Raw genomic sequence first — 17,588 nt, forward strand, 5'->3', positions numbered from 1 at the left:
CGGGTGGGGGAAACCTCGGCGAAACCTCGTCCGTCGGGTGAGACGGTGTCCCAACAGGTGGCGGAAGGGCAGGTGGCTGACGGATGGACGTCATGACGGAGCTGGAGGCCGGGCTGCGCGGGGCCGTCCGGGGCGAGGTGCGTTTCGACGCCGGCTCGCGGGCGCTGTTCACCATGGACGCGTCCAACTACCGGCGGGTCCCGCTGGGCGTCGTCGCCCCCCGGGACGCCGACGACGTGGGCGCCGTCCTCGCGGTGTGCCGGGCCCACGGCGTGCCGGTCGTCGCGCGCGGCGGCGGCACGTCGATCGCCGGGCAGGCCACCGGCACGGGCGTGGTGCTGGACTTCACCCGGCACATGAACCGGGTGCTCGCCCTGGACCCGCGGGAGCGCACCGCCGTCGTCCAGCCCGGGCTGGTCCTCGACCGGCTCCAGGAGGCCGCCGCCCCGCACGGGCTGCGCTTCGGGCCCGATCCGGCGACGCACAGCCGCTGCACCCTCGGCGGGATGATCGGCAACAACTCCTGCGGCGCGCACTCCGTGGCCTGGGGGACGACCGCGGACAGCGTGCGCGAGCTGGAGGTCGTCACCGCGCGCGGGCGGCGGCTGCGGCTCGGGCAGGGCTGGTCCGGGGCGCCCGACGGGCTGCGGGAACTGGTGGAGGGGGATCTCGCGCGGCTGCGGACCGGCTTCCCCGAGCTGCCCCGCCGGATCTCCGGGTACGCGCTCGACGCGCTGCTGCCCGAGAAGGGCGCCGATGTCGCCCGCTCCTTCTGCGGCTCGGAGGGCACGCTCGGCGTGCTCACGGAGGCGGTCGTACGGCTCGTCGAGGCCCCCCGCGCGCGTGCGCTCGCCGTGCTCGGGTACGGCGACGAGAGCGCCGCCGCCGAGGCCGCGGCCGCACTGCTGCCCCACCGGCCGCTGACCGTCGAGGGGATGGCGGCCGACCTGGTCCCGTCATCGGCGGGGCTGCCCCGCGGGGGCGCCTGGCTGTTCGTGGAGACCGGCGGCGAATCGCCGGGCGAGGCACGCGCGCGTGCGGAGACGATCGTGCGGGCGGCCTCGGACACCGTCGACACCCTGGTGGTCACGGACCCGGCCGCCCAGCGGGCCCTGTGGCGCGTCCGGGAGGATGCCAGCGGCACGGCGACCAGGATGCCCGACGGCTCCGAGGCCTGGCCCGGCTGGGAGGACTGCGCGGTGCCGCCCGCCCGGCTCGGCGCGTACCTGCGGGACTTCCGGGCGCTGCTCGCCGCGCACGGGCTGCGCGGGACGCCGTACGGCCATTTCGGCGACGGCTGCATCCACGTCCGGATCGACTTCGACCTGCTGACCGCGCCGGGCGTGGCGCGCTTCCGCCGCTTCTCCGGGGAACTCGCCGACCTGGTCGTCGCCCACGGCGGCTCCCTCTCCGGGGAGCACGGCGACGGGCAGGCGCGGGCCGAGCTGCTGCCGCGGATGTACGGCCCCGAGCTGATCGCGCTGTTCGAGCGGGCGAAAGGGGTGTGGGACCCCGACGACCTCCTCAACCCCGGCATGCTGGTCCGCCCCGCGCCCCTGGACTCCGGGCTGCGCTTCGCCGTGCTGCCCCGTGAACCGCTGCCGGTCGTCTTCGGCTACCCGTCCGACGGCGGTGACTTCGCGGCCGCCGTACGCCGCTGTGTGGGCGTCGCCAAGTGCCGTACGACGACGGCGACCGGGCCGGCCGTGATGTGCCCCTCGTTCCGGGTGACGGGGGAGGAGGCGCACTCCACGCGCGGGCGGGCCCGGCTGCTGCACGAGATGCTCGCAGGTGAGGTGGTGACCGACGGCTGGCGGTCGGCGGAGGTCCGCGACGCCCTGGACCTGTGCCTGTCCTGCAAGGGCTGCCGCTCCGACTGCCCGGTCGGGGTCGACATGGCCACCTACAAGGCGGAGTTCCTGCACCACCACTACGCGGGCCGGCGCCGCCCCGCCGCCCACTACGCGCTGGGCCGGCTGCCGCAGTGGCTGCGCTGGGTGTCCCGCACGCGCGCGAGCCGGCTCGTGAACGCCCTCGCACGCGTGCGGCCCCTGGCGCGGGCGGCGAAACGGGTGGCCGGGATCGCGCCGGAGCGGGCGATCCCGCCGCTGGCCCCGCAGACGTTCACCCGGTGGTGGGGGCGGCTCCTGGTGGCACGGGCGCGGACGGGGGAGGGGCGGCCGCCGCTGCGGCCCGGCGGGCCCCGACCGGCGGTCGTGCTGTGGCCGGACACCTTCACCGAGCACCTCTCCCCGTCGGTGGGCAGGGCGGCCGTACGGGTGCTGGAGGCGGCGGGGCTGGACGTGCTCACCCCGCCCACCCGGCGGTGGCGGAAGGCGGCGGTCGGCGACGGGGTCTCGAAGGTCCTGAACCCGCTCACGGCGGAGCGCGGGCGGGTGTGCTGCGGGCTGACGTACGTCTCCACGGGCCAGCTGGACCGGGCACGGGAGGTCATGCGGCGCACCCTGGACCTGCTGGAGCCGCTCCTGGCGGAGGAGGAGCCGGCGCACCTGTCCTTCGTCGTCCTGGAGCCCAGCTGCGCCGCCGCGCTGCGGACGGACCTTCCGGGACTGCTGGGCGACGACCCGCGCGCCCGGCGCCTCGCGGCGCGGGTGGTGACCTTCGCGGAGGCGCTGGAGCGGTACGCGCCCGGCTGGTCGCCGCCCCGGCTGGACCGGCCGGTCGTCGGCCAGACCCACTGCCATCAGCACGCGGTGCTCGGCGACGCCCCCGACCGGCGGCTGCGCGAGGCCGCCGGACTCACCGGCGGACTCAGCGGCGGCTGTTGCGGACTGGCGGGCGACTTCGGCTTCGAGAAGGGCCACTTCGAGGTGTCGGCGGCCTGCGCGGAGGAGCAGCTGCTGCCCGCCGTACGGCAGTCCCCGCCCGGCACGGTCGTCCTCGCCGACGGCTACTCCTGCCGCACCCAGCTCGACCAGCTGGCCGGGGTGCGGGCCCGGCACCTGGCCGAGGTGCTGGCGGACGCGCTCGACGACGACTGACGATTCATGGCCCGGGCGCCGGACCGCCACGACCCGAGGCTCTGGCCCGGCGGCTGAACGTCTCACGGCGCGAGACAGAGGCTTGAGCGGTTTACGCACCTGTCCAAGTTCATTACTGTGGACTTGACAGTCCAGTCGGATGAACAACAAGAGCTCTTGGACCGCCCGTGACCGCCCCCTCGGAAGCCTCCCTCGCCACCCCCGTCCCGGCCGGTGCACCCGGTGCACCCGGCGCCCCCGGCCGCTTCGGTTCCCTCGGTCCGGTCGGCCTCGTCCTCGCCGGGGGCATCTCCGTGCAGTTCGGCGGCGCGCTGGCGGTGACGCTGATGCCGAGGGCGGGTGCGCTCGGGGTCGTGGCGCTGCGGCTGGTGGTCGCGGCGGTGGTCCTGCTCGTGGTCTGCCGTCCCCGGCTGCGCGGCCACTCGCGCGGCGACTGGGGCACGGTCGTCGCCTTCGGCGTCACCATGGCCGCGATGAACGGCCTCTTCTACCAGGCCGTCGACCGCATCCCGCTGGGCCCGGCGGTGACCCTGGAGGTCCTCGGCCCGCTCGCCCTGTCCGTCCTCGCCTCCCGCCGCGCCCTCAACCTGGTCTGGGCCGGGCTCGCCCTGGCCGGGGTCTTCCTGCTCGGCGGCGGGGGCTTCGCCGGCCTCGACCCGGCGGGCGTCGCGTTCGCCCTGGGGGCGGGCGCGATGTGGGCGGCGTACATCGTGTTCAGTGCCCGCACGGGCCGCCGCTTCCCGCAGGCCGACGGGCTGGCCCTGGCGATGGCGGTGGGCGCGCTGGTCTTCCTCCCGCTGGGCATCGCGGAGTCCGGGGCGAGACTCGCGGACCCGGTGACCTTCGGCCTGGGCGCGGCGGTCGCGCTGCTGTCCTCCGTGCTGCCGTACACCCTGGAACTCCTGGCCCTGCGCCGGCTGCCCGCCTCCACCTTCGCCGTCCTGATGAGCCTGGAACCGGCCGTCGCCGCCACGGCCGGCCTCCTCGTCCTCGGCCAGGCCCTGTCCCTGCCCGAGACGGCCGCGATCGCCCTGGTGGTCGCCGCGAGCATGGGCGCGGTACGCACCCAGGTGGGCCGGGGGAAGGCGCCGGTGCCGGAGGCCTGAGGGCGCCCGTCGCGCGGCCCGAGGGCTTTCCTCGCCCGGTCGGCAAAATTAAATGCAAGCATGCTTGCTTGTTTCTGGGGGCCCTGCCATGCTCCACCCCATGGCCGACCCGACGCCCGTGATCGACGACCTGTGTGCCGAAAGCGACGAACTCGATCTGATCGTCGCCGAGTTGGAGCCGGAGCAGTGGACGCTTCCGACCCCCGCCCCCGGCTGGACCGTCGCCCATCAGATCGCCCACCTCGCCTGGACCGACCACTCCTCGCTGCTCGCCGTGACCGACCAGCCGGCCTTCTCGCGTGCGGTCGAGGCCGCCCTGACCGCGCCCGGGGACTTCGTCGACAACGGCGCGGAGGAGGGCGCCCGCAAGCCGCCCGCACAGCTCCTCGCGGACTGGCGGACCGGCCGCGCGGCCCTCGCCGACGCCCTGCGCACCGCCCCCGAGGGCGCCCGCTTCCCCTGGTACGGGCCGCCCATGTCGACCGCCTCCATGGCCACCGCCCGCCTGATGGAGACCTGGGCGCACGGCCTGGACGTCGCCGAAGCCCTCGGAGCCGTCCGCGCCCCGAGCGACCGTCTGCGGCACATCGTCCGCCTCGGCGTCCGCACCCGCGACTACGCGTTCGGCGTGCACGGGCTGACCCCGCCGTTCGAGGACTTCCGCGTCGAACTCACCGCCCCCTCCGGCGAGACGTGGGCGTACGGCCCGGACGACGCCACCGACCGCGTCAGCGGCCCCGCCCTCGACTTCTGCCTCCTCGTCACCCAGCGCGCCCACCGCGCCGACCTCGCCCTGCGCGCCGAGGGCGAGGACGCCGACCGCTGGCTCGACATCGCCCAGGCCTTCGCGGGCCCGCCCGGCAAGGGGCGCGCCCCACGAGGGGAGTCCGCGTGACGCCCCCGCCGCCGTCACCCCCGACACCACCCCTGCCGCCCCAGCCACCCGCCTCACCCCCGCCGCCCCTGCGCATCGGCAACTTCTCCGGCTTCTACGGCGACCGCGCCGACGCCCTGCACGAGATGCTCACCGGCGGCGCGCTCGACGTCCTCACCGGCGACTACCTCGCCGAACTGACCATGCTCATCCTCGGCCGCGACCGGCTGAAGGACCCCTCCGCCGGCTACGCCCGCACCTTCCTGCGCCAGCTGGAGCAGTGCCTCGGCCTCGCCCGGGAGCGGGGCGTGCGGATCGTCACCAATGCCGGCGGCCTGAACCCGGCCGGACTCGCCGACGCCGTCCGTGAACTGGCCGACCGGGTCGGCGTCCCCGTACGCGTCGCGCACGTCGAGGGCGACGACCTCGGCGACCGGTTCCCCGGCTCCCTCACCGCCCACGCCTATCTCGGCGGCTTCGGCATCGCGGCCTGTCTGCGCGAGGGCGCGGACATCGTCGTCACCGGACGGGTGACGGACGCGGCCCTGGTCAGCGGGCCCGCCGCCGCCCACTTCGGCTGGACGCCGCACGACCACGACCGGCTCGCCGGCGCGGTCGTCGCCGGACACGTCCTGGAGTGCGGGACCCAGGCCACCGGCGGCAACTACGCCTTCTTCCGGGAGGCGGACGTACGCCGGCCCGGCTTCCCCCTCGCCGAGCTGCACGCCGACGGCAGCAGCGTCATCACCAAGCACCCCGGCACCGGCGGACTCGTCGACGTCGGCACGGTCACCGCGCAGCTGCTGTACGAGACGACCGGCGCCCGGTACGCCGGACCGGACGTCACCGCCCGCCTCGACACGGTACGGCTCACCCAGGACGGCCCCGACCGCGTCCGGATCGACGGCGTACGCGGCGAGGCCCCGCCGCCCACCCTCAAGGTCGGCCGCAGCCGGCTCGGCGGCTTCCGCAACGAGGTCGTCTTCGTCCTCACCGGCCTCGACGTCGAGGCCAAGGCGGACCTGGTGCGCGAGCAGCTGGCCGGCGCCCTGACGAAGGCCGCCGACGTCCGCTGGGAACTCGTCCGCACCGACCGCCCCGACGCCGAGACCGAGGAGACCGCGAGCGCCCTGCTGCGGCTCGTCGTCCGCGACCCCGACCAGGCCGCCGTGGGCCGGGCCCTGAGCGGTGCCGCCGTGGAACTGGCCCTCGGGAGCTACCCCGGCTTCCACGTCCTCGCCCCACCCGGCAAGGGCGCCCCCTACGGGGTGTTCGAGGCCGCGTACGTCCCCCGGGACGAGGTCGCGCACACCGCCGTCCTCGACGACGGACGCCGGATTGCCGTCCCCCCGGCCGGTGACACCCTCGTACGCGACGAGGTGAGCGCACCGGAGCCGCCCGAACCCCTGCCGCCCGGCCCCGTCCGCAGAGCCCCCCTCGGCCTCGTCGCCGGGGCCCGCAGCGGGGACAAGGGCGGGGACGCCAACGTCGGGGTGTGGGTCCGCACCGACGAGGCCTGGCGCTGGCTCGCCCACACCCTGACCGTCGACCGGTTCCGGGAACTGCTCCCGGAGACAGCGGAGTTGCAGGTCACCCGGCATGTGCTCCCGCGGCTGCGCGCCCTGAACTTCGTCGTCGAGGGCGTCCTCGGCGCCGGAGTCGCCGCACAGCACCGCTTCGATCCGCAGGCCAAGGCGCTCGGCGAATGGCTGCGCTCCCGTCATCTGGACCTCCCGGAGGCACTCCTGTGACCGTCCTGCCGTCGGCGCTGGACACGACCGGCCCCGACCACCGCGCCCACCGCGAGGCCATGCTCGCCAAACTGGCCGAGCTGGACGCCGAACACGCCAAGGCCCTCGCGGGCGGCGGCCCGAAGTACGTCGAACGGCACCGCGCCCGCGGCAAGCTCCTCGCCCGCGAACGCATCGAACTGCTCCTCGACCCCGACACCCCCTTCCTGGAGCTGTCCCCGCTCGCCGCCTGGGGCAGCGACTACACCGTCGGCGCCTCCCTGGTCACCGGCATCGGGGTCGTCGAGGGCGTCGAGTGCCTGATCACCGCCAACGACCCCACCGTGCGCGGCGGCGCCAGCAACCCCTGGTCGCTGAAGAAGGCCCTGCGCGCCAACGACATCGCCCTCGCCAACCGGCTGCCCTTCATCAGCCTCGTGGAGTCCGGCGGCGCCGACCTGCCCTCACAGAAGGAGATCTTCATCCCCGGGGGCGCCGTCTTCCGCGACCTCACCCGGCTCTCCGCCGCCGGCATCCCCACCGTCGCCGTCGTCTTCGGCAACTCCACGGCCGGCGGCGCCTACATCCCCGGCCTGTCCGATCACGTGATCATGGTCAGGGAGCGGGCGAAGGTCTTCCTCGGCGGACCGCCGCTGGTGAAGATGGCCACCGGCGAGGAGAGCGACGACGAGTCGCTGGGCGGCGCCGAGATGCACGCGCGCGTGTCCGGTCTCGCCGACCACTTCGCCGTCGACGAACGCGACGCGCTGCGCCAGGCCCGCCGGGTCGTCGCCCGCCTCAACCACCGCAAGGCCCACGCCGACCCGGGCCCGGCCGAGCCGCCCCGCTACGACCCCGAGGAACTGCTCGGCATCGTCCCGGGCGACCTCAAGACCCCCTTCGACCCGCGCGAGGTGATCGCCCGGATCGTCGACGGCTCCGACTTCGACGAGTTCAAGCCCCTGTACGGGACCAGCCTGACCACCGGCTGGGCCGCGCTGCACGGCTACCCGGTCGGCATCCTCGCCAACGCCCAGGGCGTGCTGTTCAGCGCCGAGTCCCAGAAGGCCGCCCAGTTCATCCAGCTCGCCAACCAGCGGGACATCCCGCTGCTGTTCCTGCACAACACCACCGGCTACATGGTCGGCAAGGAGTACGAGCAGGGCGGCATCATCAAGCACGGCTCGATGATGATCAACGCGGTGAGCAACAGCCGTGTGCCGCACCTGTCCGTCCTCATGGGCGCCTCCTACGGCGCCGGCCACTACGGCATGTGCGGCCGCGCCTACGACCCCCGTTTCCTGTTCGCCTGGCCCAGCGCCAAATCCGCCGTCATGGGCCCGCAGCAGCTCGCCGGCGTCCTGTCCATCGTCGCCCGCCAGTCCGCCGTCGCGAAGGGACAGCCCTACGACGAGGACGCCGACGCCGCCCTGCGCGCCCTGGTGGAGCAGCAGATCGAGTCCGAGTCGCTCCCGATGTTCCTGTCCGGGCGGCTCTACGACGACGGCGTCATCGACCCGCGCGACACCCGCACGGTCCTCGGCCTGTGCCTGTCGGCCGTCCACACGGCGCCCTACGAGGGCGCGCGCGGTGGCTTCGGCGTCTTCCGGATGTGAGGCCCATGATTACTTCCGTCCTGATCGCGAACCGCGGCGAGATCGCCTGCCGTATCGTCCGCACCTGCCGTGAGCTGGGCATCCGGACGGTCGCCGTGCACTCGGACGCCGACGACGACGCCCTCCACACGCGCGTGGCCGACACGGCCGTACGCCTGCCGGGAGCGGCCCCCGCGGACACCTATCTGCGCGCCGACCTGATCGTGAAGGCGGCCGTCGCGGCCGGTGCGGACGCCGTGCACCCCGGCTACGGCTTCCTCTCCGAGAACGCCGACTTCGCGCGGGCCGTCCAGGACGCCGGACTCGTCTGGATCGGCCCGCCGCCGGACGCCATCGAGGCGATGGCGTCCAAGACCCGTGCGAAGCGGCTGATGGGGCTGGCGCCCCTGGAGGACGTGGCGGAGCCGGACCTGCCGGTGCTGGTGAAGGCGGCCGCGGGCGGCGGCGGGCGCGGCATGCGCGTCGTACGCCGTCTGGAGGACCTGCCCGCCGCCCTGGAGACCGCCCGCGCGGAGGCCGCCAACGCCTTCGGCGACGGCGAGGTGTTCATCGAGCCCTACGTCGAGAACGGCCGCCACGTCGAGGTCCAGATCCTCGCCGACACCCACGGCACGGTGTGGGCGCTCGGCACCCGCGACTGCTCCCTGCAGCGCCGCCACCAGAAGGTGATCGAGGAGGCGCCCGCGCCCGGACTCCCCGCGGCCCTGGACGAGGAACTGCGCGAGCTGGCCGTCCGGGCGGCGCACGCCGTCTCCTACACCGGCGCGGGCACGGTCGAGTTCCTGGTCGAGGGCGGCCGCGCGCACTTCCTGGAGATGAACACCCGCCTCCAGGTGGAGCACCCGGTCACGGAGGCCGTCTTCGGCCTCGACCTCGTCGCCGAACAGATCCGCGTCGCGGAAGGCGCCGCCCTCGCCCCCGAACCGCCCCGCGCGCGGGGCCACGCGGTCGAGGCCCGCCTCTACGCCGAGGACCCCGCGACCGACTGGACTCCGCAGACCGGCACCCTGCACCGGCTGACCGTCCCGGACGCCGTCCGCCTGGACACCGGCTACACCGACGGCGACGAGATCGGCGTCCACTACGACCCGATGCTCGCGAAGATCGTCGCCCACGCCCCCACGCGCGCGGAGGCGATCCGCAGACTGGCGGGTGCCCTGGAACGCACCGTCCTCCACGGCCCGACCACCAACCGCGACCTGCTGATCCACTCCCTGCGGCACGAGGAGTTCACCTCGGCCCGGATGACGACGGCCTTCTACGACCGCCACCTGCCCGCCCTGACCGCACCGGCGGTGGACCCCCTCGCCCCGCTGGCGGCGGCGCTGGCCGAGGCACGGACCGGTTCGCGCTTCGGCGGCTGGCGCAACCTGCCGTCCCAGCGGCAGACGAAGCGGTACGCGAGGGCCGGCGAGGAGATCGAGGTCGCCTACGCGCACGACCGGTCCGGCCTCACGGCCGAGGGCGTCCGGGTCGTGCACGCCGACCCGTCGCTGGTCGTCCTGGAAGCGGACGGCGTGCGCCACCGCTACGAGATCGCCCGCTACGGCGACCAGGTCCACGTCAACACCACGACGCTGACGGCCCTGCCCCGCTTCCCGGCCCCGCGGACCCGGCACGTCCGCGGCTCCCTCCTGGCCCCGATGCCGGGCACGGTCGTCAAGCTCGCGCCCGGTCTCATCACCGGATCGAGTGTGGAAGCGGGCGAACCGCTGGTGTGGCTCGAAGCGATGAAGATGCAACACGTCATCCCGGCCCCGGCGACGGGGACGGTGACGGCGGTGCAGGTGACGGAAGGACAGCAGGTCCAGGTCGGCACTCTGCTGGCGGTAGTGCAGGACACCTAGGGGCGCGGGGAACTGCGCGACCGGCCACATACGACCCGCAGTCAAAGGAGCCACAGTGACGACCCTGATCGAATCCGACGAGCACAAGGCACTGCGCGCAGCGGTCGCCTCCTTCGCCAAGGCCCACCCGCACGACTCCCGGACCCTCTGGCAGGACGCGGCCAAACTCGGCTACATCGGTGTCAACCTCCCCGAGGCCTACGGCGGAGGCGGCGGCGGCATCACCGAACTCTCCCTCGTCCTCGAAGAGATGGGCACCGCCGGCAACCCCCTCCTGATGATGATCGTCTCCCCGGCGATCTGCGGCACGGTCATCGCCCGCTTCGGCACGCAGGCACAGAAACAGCAGTGGCTCCCCGCCCTCGCGGACGGCACCCGCCTGATGGCCTTCGGCATCACCGAACCCGACGCCGGCTCCAACAGCCACCGCATCACCACCACCGCCCGCCGCGACGGCACCGACTGGCTGCTCACCGGCCGCAAGGTCTTCGTCTCCGGCGTCGACATCGCCGACGCCACCCTGATCGTCGGCCGCACGGAGGACGCCCGCACCGGCAACCTCAAGCCCTGCCTGTTCATCGTCCCGCGCGACGCCCCCGGCTTCACCCACCGCAGGATCGACATGGAACTGCACAGCGTGGAGAAGCAGTTCGAACTGGTCCTGGACGACGTCCGGCTCCCCGCCGACGCCCTCGTCGGCGACGAGGACGCCGGTCTCCTCCAGCTCTTCGCCGGCCTCAACCCGGAGCGGATCATGACGGCCGCCTTCGCGATCGGCATGGGCCGCCACGCCCTCGCCAAGGCCGTCGCGTACGCCCGCGACCGCACGGTCTGGAAGACCCCCATCGGCGCCCACCAGGCCATCGCCCACCCCCTGGCCCAGGCCCACATCGAACTCGAACTGGCCCGCCTGATGACGCAGAAGGCCGCCCACCTCTACGACGCCGGTGACGACGTCGGCGCGGGCGAGGCCGCCAACATGGCCAAATACGCGGCGGGGGAAGCCTGCGTGCGCGCCGTAGACCAGGCAGTGCAGACCCTCGGAGGGAACGGCCTCACCACGGAGTTCGGCATCGCCAGACTGATCACCGCCTCCCGCGTGGCCCGTATCGCTCCGGTGAGCCGGGAGATGATTCTCAACTACGTCTCCCATCAGACCCTGGGTCTGCCCAAGTCGTACTGAACCGTCCGGCCGAACCGTCCGGCCGAACCGTCTTGGAGGAACCGTGTTCCGCAGCGCGTACGCAGACGTCCCGCCCGTAGACCTCCCCATCCACGACGCCGTCCTGGGCCGCGCCGCCGCCTTCGGGGAACAGCCCGCGCTGATCGACGGCACCGACGGCACCACCCTCACCTACGAGCAGGTGGACCGGTTCCACCGGCGCGTCGCCGCCGCCCTCGCCGAGGCCGGGGTCCGCAAGGGCGACGTCCTGGCCCTGCACAGCCCCAACACCGTCGCCTTCCCCCTCGCCTTCTACGGCGCCACCCGCGCGGGTGCCTCCGTCACCACCGTGCACCCGCTCGCCACCGCCGAGGAGTTCGCCAAACAGCTCGGCGACTCCCGGGCCCGCTGGATCGTCACGGTCTCACCGTTCCTGGAGACCGCCCGGCGCGCCGCCGAACTCGCCGGCGGCGTCCGGGAGATCTTCGTCTGCGACAGCGCGCCCGGACACCGCTCCCTGATCGACATGCTCGCCTCCGCCGCCCCCGAACCGCAGATCGACATCGATCCCGTCGAGGACGTGGCCGCCCTGCCGTACTCCTCGGGGACCACCGGCACCCCCAAGGGCGTCATGCTCACCCACCGGCAGATCGCCACCAACCTCGCCCAGCTCGAACCCCTGATCTCCGCAGGCCCCGGCGACCGCATCCTCGCCGTCCTGCCCTTCTTCCACATCTACGGCCTCACGGCCCTGATGAACGCCCCCCTCCGGCAGGGCGCCACGGTCGTCGTCCTGCCCCGTTTCGACCTGGAGACCTTCCTCGCCGCCATCCAGACCCACCGCATCACCGGCCTGTACGTCGCCCCGCCGATCGTCCTCGCCCTCGCCAAACACCCGGCGGTCGCCCAGTACGACCTGTCGTCCCTGCGGTACGTCATCAGCGCCGCCGCCCCCCTGGACGCGGACCTCGCTGCCGCCTGCTCCGACCGCCTGGGCCTGCCGCCCGTCGGCCAGGCCTACGGCATGACGGAACTGTCCCCCGGCACCCATGTCGTCCCCCTCGACGCCATGCGCGAGGCCCCCGCCGGAACCGTCGGCCGGCTCATCGCCGGCACCGAGATGCGCATCGTCTCCCTCGACGACCCCGCCCGGGACCTCGGCCCCGGCGAGGACGGCGAGATCCTCATCCGCGGCCCCCAGGTCATGAAGGGCTACCTCGGCCGCCCCGACGCCACCGCCGCGATGATCGACGCCGACGGCTGGCTGCACACCGGCGACATCGGCCGCGTCGACGAGGACGGCTGGCTCTTCGTCATCGACCGCGTCAAGGAACTCATCAAGTACAAGGGCTTCCAGGTCGCCCCCGCCGAGCTCGAAGCCCTCCTCCTCACCCACCCCGCCGTCGCCGACGCCGCCGTCATCGGCGTCTACAACGACGAGGGCAACGAGGTCCCGCACGCCTTCGTCGTCCGCCGGCCCACCTCCCCCGACCTCTCCGAAGGAGAGATCGCCATGTACGTCGCCGAGCGCGTCGCCCCCTACAAACGCGTCCGTCACGTCACCTTCATCGACGCCGTCCCGCGCGCGGTCTCCGGGAAGATCCTGCGCCGGCAGCTCAGGGAGACACCATGACCCTCGTCGCCCGCATCCGCGCCCGCGGCATCGAGACCCTCACCCTCGACGCCCCCGCCACCCGCAACGCCCTCTCCGCCGCCCTCGTCGGCGAACTCACCGATGCGCTCACCGACTGCGCCGGGGCCGGTGACGTCCGCGCCGTCGTCCTCACCCACACCGGCAGCACCTTCAGCGCCGGAGCCGACCTGCGCGACCCGCCCGCCCCCGACGCGTTCGTGGCCCTCCTCCGGCAGATCGTCGCGCTGCCCCGGCCCGTCGTCGCCCGGGTCACCGGCCATGTCCGGGCCGGCGGCCTCGGCCTCCTCGCCGCCTGCGACATCACCGCCGCCGCCACCCCGGCCACCTTCGCCTTCACCGAGGTGCGCATCGGCGTCGCCCCCGCCGTCATCTCCCTCCCCCTGCTGCCCCGCACCGACCCCCGCGCCCTCACCCGCTACTACCTCACCGGCGAACGCTTCGACGCCCCCGAGGCCGCCCGCATCGGCCTGCTCACCGCCACCGGCGACGACGTCGACGCCGTCCTCGCCCCCGTGCTCGACGGACTGCGCAGATCCGCCCCCGAGGCCCTCGCCGAGACGAAACGGCTGCTCACGGCTAAGGTGCTGGAGACATTCGACCGGGACGCCGGCCATCTCACGGCGCTCTCCGCCCGGCTGTTCTCCTCCGCGCCCGCCCGCGAGGGCATGACGGCCTTCCTCGAACGACGGGATCCCGCATGGGTGCTGTGACCGCGGCCGGCCGGCCCTCCGGCGACCGGCCGTCCGGCGACCGGGTCCCCAAGCAGGACCGCAGCCGGGCCACCCGGCAGCGACTCCTCGAAGCCGCCGTCGCCTGCCTCGCCGAACACGGCTGGGCCGGCTCCACGGTCTCCGTCGTCGCCGAACGCGCGGGTGTCTCCCGCGGCGCCGCCCAGCACCACTTCCCCACCCGCGAGGACCTGTTCACCGCGGCCGTCGAGTACGTCGCCGAGGAACGCTGCCTGGCCCTGCGCGCGCTGTTCCCCGACGGCGGAGCCGACCGCCGCGCGGTCCTGACCGCCCTCGTCGACGTCTACACCGGCCCCCTCTTCCGCGCCGCCCTCCACCTCTGGGTCGCCGCCTCCAACGAGGAACAGCTCGGCCCCCGCGTCACCGAACTGGAGGGCCGCGTCGGCCGCGAGACCCACCGCGTCGCCCTCGAACTCCTCGGCGCGGACGAATCCGTCCCCGGCGTCCGCGAGACCGTCCAGGGCCTCCTCGACATGGCCCGCGGCCTCGGTCTCGCCAACCTCCTCACCGACGACACCGGCCGCCGCGAGCGCGTGGTGGCCCAGTGGGCGGTGCTGCTGGACGGGCTGCTGGACGCAGGGCGGGACCGACGGCGGGACGGGGGACGGATCTGAGGGCGTGTGCCAGGCCGTGTCCGAGGCGGGACCGACGGAGACCGTGTCCAGGTGATCGTCGACCGGGACGGAAAGCCCCCGCTCAGGGAGCGAGCCGCTCCACCGACCAGCCGCCGTCCGCCCGGGCCACGTACCGCAGCCGGTCGTGCAGCCGGTTCTCCCGGCCCTGCCAGAACTCCACCGACTCCGGCACCACCCGGAAACCGCCCCAGTGCGGCGGCACCGGCACCTGCTCACCCTCCGGATACCGCGCCAGCAGCTCGGCATAGGACGCGTCCAGTTCGGCCCGGCCGGCGATCACCGACGACTGACCGCTCGCCCACGCCCCGAGCTGCGAACCGTGCGGCCGGCTCCGGAAGTACGCCGCGGTCTCGTCCCGCCCCGTCCGCCGGGCCACGCCCCGCACGATGACCTGCCGTGCCATCGGATGCCACGGGAAGAGCAACGACACATACGGGTTCGCGGCGAGATCCCGCCCCTTGCGGGACGCGTAGTTCGTATAGAAGACGAACCCCTGTTCGTCGAACTGCTTCAGCAGTACCGTCCGGGAACCGGGCCGCCCCTCCGCGTCCGCCGTGGACACGATCATGGCGTTCGGCTCGAACAGGTGCGCCTCCACGGCGGCGTCCTTGAACCAGCGCGCGAACTGCTCCACCGGCGTCGCCGCCAGCTCCGCCTCGTCCAGCCCCTCCGCCCGGTACTGCTTGCGCATGGCGGCGGGATCGGGAACGGGCCCTGAGTAGACGGAGTCGCGATCGGTCACGTGGCCATCCTGCCGTATGGAACACCCTGGCGGACCGGGTGGCACTGAGTGCCGCAGCACTCCCCAAAGGTGGCACTCGGGGATATGGTGCAGATGCCACGACGAGTGCCGTACCGGCGCAGTGGACCCACCGGCGCCACAACCCGCCGCACACCTCACGAGGAGCCGCCTGATGTCCGACTTCGTACCCGGGCTCGAAGGAGTCGTCGCGTTCGAGACGGAGATCGCCGAACCGGACAAGGAGGGCGGCGCCCTGCGGTACCGGGGCGTCGACATCGAGGACCTGGTCGGCCACGTCTCGTTCGGCAACGTCTGGGGCCTCCTGGTCGACGGCGCCTTCAACCCCGGCCTGCCGCCCGCCGAGCCCTTCCCCATCCCCGTCCACTCCGGCGACATCCGCGTCGACGTCCAGTCCGCCCTCGCCATGCTCGCCCCCGTCTGGGGCCTCAAGCCCCTGCTCGACATCGATGCCGAGCAGGCCCGCGAGGACCTCGCCCGCGCCGCCGTCATGGCCCTGTCCTACGTCGCCCAGTCCGCCCGCGGCCAGGGCCGCCCCATGGTCCCGCAGAGCGAGATCGACAAGGCCCACTCCATCGTCGAACGCTTCATGATCCGCTGGCGCGGCGAACCCGACCCCAAGCACGTCAAGGCCGTCGACGCCTACTGGACGAGCGCGGCCGAGCACGGCATGAACGCCTCCACCTTCACCGCCCGCGTCATCGCCTCCACCGGCGCCGACGTGGCCGCCGCCCTCTCCGGAGCCGTGGGCGCCATGTCCGGCCCCCTGCACGGCGGCGCCCCCTCCCGCGTCCTCGGCATGATCGAGGAGATCGAACGCACCGGCGACGCCGAGGCCTACGTCAAGCGCGCCCTCGACCAGGGCGAACGCCTCATGGGCTTCGGCCACCGCGTCTACCGCGCCGAGGACCCCCGCGCCCGCGTCCTGCGCCGCACCGCCCGCGAACTCGGCGCCCCCCGCTTCGAGATCGCCGAAGCCCTGGAGAAAGCCGCCCTCGCCGAACTCCACGCCCGCCGCCCGGACCGCGTCCTGGCGACGAACGTCGAGTTCTGGGCGGCCATCGTCCTCGACTTCGCCGAGGTCCCCGCGCACATGTTCACCTCGATGTTCACCTGCGCCCGCACCGCCGGCTGGTCGGCCCACATCCTCGAGCAGAAGCGCACCGGCCGCCTGGTCCGCCCCTCCGCCCGCTACACCGGCCCCGGCACCCGCAGCCCCCGGGAGATCGAGGGCTACGAGGACATCGCGCACTGAGCCGGGGCAGGCCCGCTCACGCGGGGCTGAGCAGCCCCGCGTGATGCCGCTCCGCCACCAGCGGATGCGCCCGCAGCTTGCCCTTCAGCTCGTTGAACCCGTACTCCGCGAACAGCGGGTTGCCCGGATCGTCCGTCACCCCCGGAGCGGCGGCGGCGTACGGGAAGACCAGCGGCTCCACCCGGGCGTCCAGCCGGGGGTTGTAGAAGAAGGGCACGGAGAACCGCTCCACCGCCCCCGGCGGCGAGACCACCCGGTGGTTGGTGGCGACGAGGTACCCGTTGGTCGCCACCTCCAGCAACTCCCCGAGATTCACGACGAACGCCCCCTCCACCGGCGGCACGTCGTGGAACAGCCCGTCCTCCCGCTGCACCTGGAGCCCGCCGACCCGGTCCTGGAGCAGCAGCGTCAGGAACCCGTAGTCCTTGTGGGCCCCCACCCCCTGATCGGCCCCGTCCCCCGCGCTCCCCGGATACCGCACCAGCTTCAGATGCGGATGCGCGTGCTCCCCGAAGACCGGGTCGTAGAACCCGGGCTCGGCCCCGATCGACGCGAGCAGCTCCCGCAGCAGCCGCTCGGCGACCCCGCTGAGCCGGTCGATCCACGCCAGCGCGGCCTCCCGCAGCTCGGGCAGCCCGCCCGGCCACTGGTTGGGCCCCTGCAGCCACCAGTACGAGGGCTCACCGGGCCCCGGCACCCGGGCCGGCCGCTCCGCCCCGATGTCCAGCTGGTCCCGCCAGTCCTGGCGCCCCCCGGTCCGCTCGTCACCGGTGCGCGTGTAGCCGCGGAAGTGCGGCGAGTTCACGTTGTCGATGGCGAGCCGGTCGGCCTCGGGCAGCCGGAAGAAGGCCCGCACGGCCGCCACCAGCCGCTCGGTCTCCTCCCTGCTCACCCCGTGCCCGACGAGCTGGAAGAAGCCCACGTCGTGGGCGGCGCTGTGCAGCTGCGCATGGAGCAATGCACGCGCCTGGGGGCCGCGGTCGGCGGCCGACAGATCGATGAGGGGGAGCTGGTCGTACGACGGTGCCGTCGCGATGTGCGTCATGGGATGCGTCCGCGGGTGTACGGGGCACGGGCGGCCGCCGAGGGTGGGGCGGAGCCCAGCTGCCGAAGGGGAGAGAAGCAGAAGGGGGCTGGGTCAGGCGGAGCGCCGACAGCCCATGCTCGTGACGCGGACGAAGTCCACGTGGCGGCGTCG

The 17,588-nt window shown here is 73.9% G+C and carries 13 protein-coding genes; 11 read left to right on the forward strand and 2 right to left on the reverse strand.

The window, feature by feature from the left end; all coding sequences use genetic code 11:
- Positions 1-92: 92 nt before the first annotated feature.
- The 10 genes from U5640_RS25435 (at position 93) to U5640_RS25480 (ending at position 14,354) form a co-directional block, all read left to right on the forward strand.
- The gene (locus tag U5640_RS25435) at positions 93-3,002 is read left to right on the forward strand and encodes an FAD-binding and (Fe-S)-binding domain-containing protein (RefSeq protein WP_340385321.1); all 2,910 of its coding nucleotides are present in this window, start codon (positions 93-95) and stop codon (positions 3,000-3,002) included.
- Between the two features lie 167 nt (positions 3,003-3,169).
- Positions 3,170-4,108 carry an EamA family transporter gene (locus U5640_RS25440; RefSeq protein WP_340378052.1) on the forward strand — a complete coding sequence of 313 codons (939 nt, stop codon included), beginning with the start codon at positions 3,170-3,172 and terminating at the stop codon, positions 4,106-4,108.
- Between the two features lie 100 nt (positions 4,109-4,208).
- Positions 4,209-5,003, forward strand: a complete 795-nt coding sequence (locus U5640_RS25445; RefSeq protein ID WP_340378053.1) for a TIGR03084 family metal-binding protein — start codon at positions 4,209-4,211, stop codon at positions 5,001-5,003.
- Positions 5,004-5,035: 32 nt separating this feature from the next.
- Positions 5,036-6,733, forward strand: coding sequence for an acyclic terpene utilization AtuA family protein (locus tag U5640_RS25450; RefSeq protein WP_340385323.1), 1,698 nt, complete (start codon positions 5,036-5,038; stop codon positions 6,731-6,733).
- On the forward strand, positions 6,730-8,328 hold the full coding sequence (locus U5640_RS25455; RefSeq protein ID WP_340378054.1) for a carboxyl transferase domain-containing protein: 1,599 nt from the start codon (positions 6,730-6,732) through the stop codon (positions 8,326-8,328). Before U5640_RS25450 ends, U5640_RS25455 begins: the two co-directional genes overlap by 4 nt.
- Before the next feature lie 5 nt (positions 8,329-8,333).
- A complete protein-coding gene (locus tag U5640_RS25460; RefSeq protein ID WP_340378055.1) occupies positions 8,334-10,175 on the forward strand; it encodes a biotin carboxylase N-terminal domain-containing protein in 1,842 nt (613 codons plus the stop codon).
- A gap of 55 nt (positions 10,176-10,230) precedes the next feature.
- Positions 10,231-11,358 carry an acyl-CoA dehydrogenase family protein gene (locus U5640_RS25465; RefSeq protein WP_340378056.1) on the forward strand — a complete coding sequence of 376 codons (1,128 nt, stop codon included), beginning with the start codon at positions 10,231-10,233 and terminating at the stop codon, positions 11,356-11,358.
- Between the two features lie 43 nt (positions 11,359-11,401).
- Entirely contained in the window at positions 11,402-12,970 is a 1,569-nt protein-coding gene (locus tag U5640_RS25470) for a 4-coumarate--CoA ligase family protein (RefSeq protein WP_340378057.1), read from the forward strand.
- Positions 12,967-13,701 carry an enoyl-CoA hydratase family protein gene (locus U5640_RS25475; RefSeq protein WP_340378058.1) on the forward strand — a complete coding sequence of 245 codons (735 nt, stop codon included), beginning with the start codon at positions 12,967-12,969 and terminating at the stop codon, positions 13,699-13,701. The genes U5640_RS25470 and U5640_RS25475 overlap by 4 nt, the downstream gene beginning before the upstream one ends.
- Positions 13,689-14,354 carry a TetR/AcrR family transcriptional regulator gene (locus U5640_RS25480; protein WP_340378059.1) on the forward strand — a complete coding sequence of 222 codons (666 nt, stop codon included), beginning with the start codon at positions 13,689-13,691 and terminating at the stop codon, positions 14,352-14,354. The genes U5640_RS25475 and U5640_RS25480 overlap by 13 nt, the downstream gene beginning before the upstream one ends.
- 82 nt (positions 14,355-14,436) lie before the next feature.
- On the opposite strand, the gene pdxH is transcribed toward U5640_RS25480, so the two are convergent.
- Entirely contained in the window at positions 14,437-15,117 is a 681-nt protein-coding gene (pdxH, locus tag U5640_RS25485) for a pyridoxamine 5'-phosphate oxidase (RefSeq protein WP_340378060.1), read from the reverse strand.
- 172 nt (positions 15,118-15,289) lie between these two features.
- Between pdxH and U5640_RS25490 the strand changes: the two genes are divergently transcribed.
- The gene (locus tag U5640_RS25490; RefSeq protein WP_340378061.1) at positions 15,290-16,390 is read left to right on the forward strand and encodes a citrate synthase 2; all 1,101 of its coding nucleotides are present in this window, start codon (positions 15,290-15,292) and stop codon (positions 16,388-16,390) included.
- A 16-nt stretch (positions 16,391-16,406) separates the two neighbouring features.
- On the opposite strand, the gene U5640_RS25495 is transcribed toward U5640_RS25490, so the two are convergent.
- Complete coding sequence (locus U5640_RS25495) at positions 16,407-17,435, reverse strand: 2-oxoglutarate and iron-dependent oxygenase domain-containing protein (protein ID WP_340378062.1); 1,029 nt, start codon at positions 17,433-17,435, stop codon at positions 16,407-16,409.
- Positions 17,436-17,588 lie beyond the last annotated feature (153 nt).

The sequence above is a fragment of the Streptomyces sp. SS7 genome (assembly GCF_037993025.1).
Classification (GTDB): domain Bacteria; phylum Actinomycetota; class Actinomycetes; order Streptomycetales; family Streptomycetaceae; genus Streptomyces.

Bases quoted from the DNA above. Each gene is read 5' to 3' on its own strand.
- U5640_RS25475 (WP_340378058.1), top strand. From the start codon at position 12,967: ATGACCCTCGTCGCCCGCATCCGCGCCCGCGGCATCGAGACCCTCACC.
- U5640_RS25490 (WP_340378061.1), top strand. From the start codon at position 15,290: ATGTCCGACTTCGTACCCGGGCTCGAAGGAGTCGTCGCGTTCGAGACG.
- U5640_RS25445 (WP_340378053.1), top strand. From the start codon at position 4,209: ATGGCCGACCCGACGCCCGTGATCGACGACCTGTGTGCCGAAAGCGAC.
- U5640_RS25495 (WP_340378062.1), bottom strand. From the start codon at position 17,435: ATGACGCACATCGCGACGGCACCGTCGTACGACCAGCTCCCCCTCATC.
- U5640_RS25435 (WP_340385321.1), top strand. From the start codon at position 93: ATGACGGAGCTGGAGGCCGGGCTGCGCGGGGCCGTCCGGGGCGAGGTG.
- U5640_RS25460 (WP_340378055.1), top strand. From the start codon at position 8,334: ATGATTACTTCCGTCCTGATCGCGAACCGCGGCGAGATCGCCTGCCGT.
- U5640_RS25480 (WP_340378059.1), top strand. From the start codon at position 13,689: ATGGGTGCTGTGACCGCGGCCGGCCGGCCCTCCGGCGACCGGCCGTCC.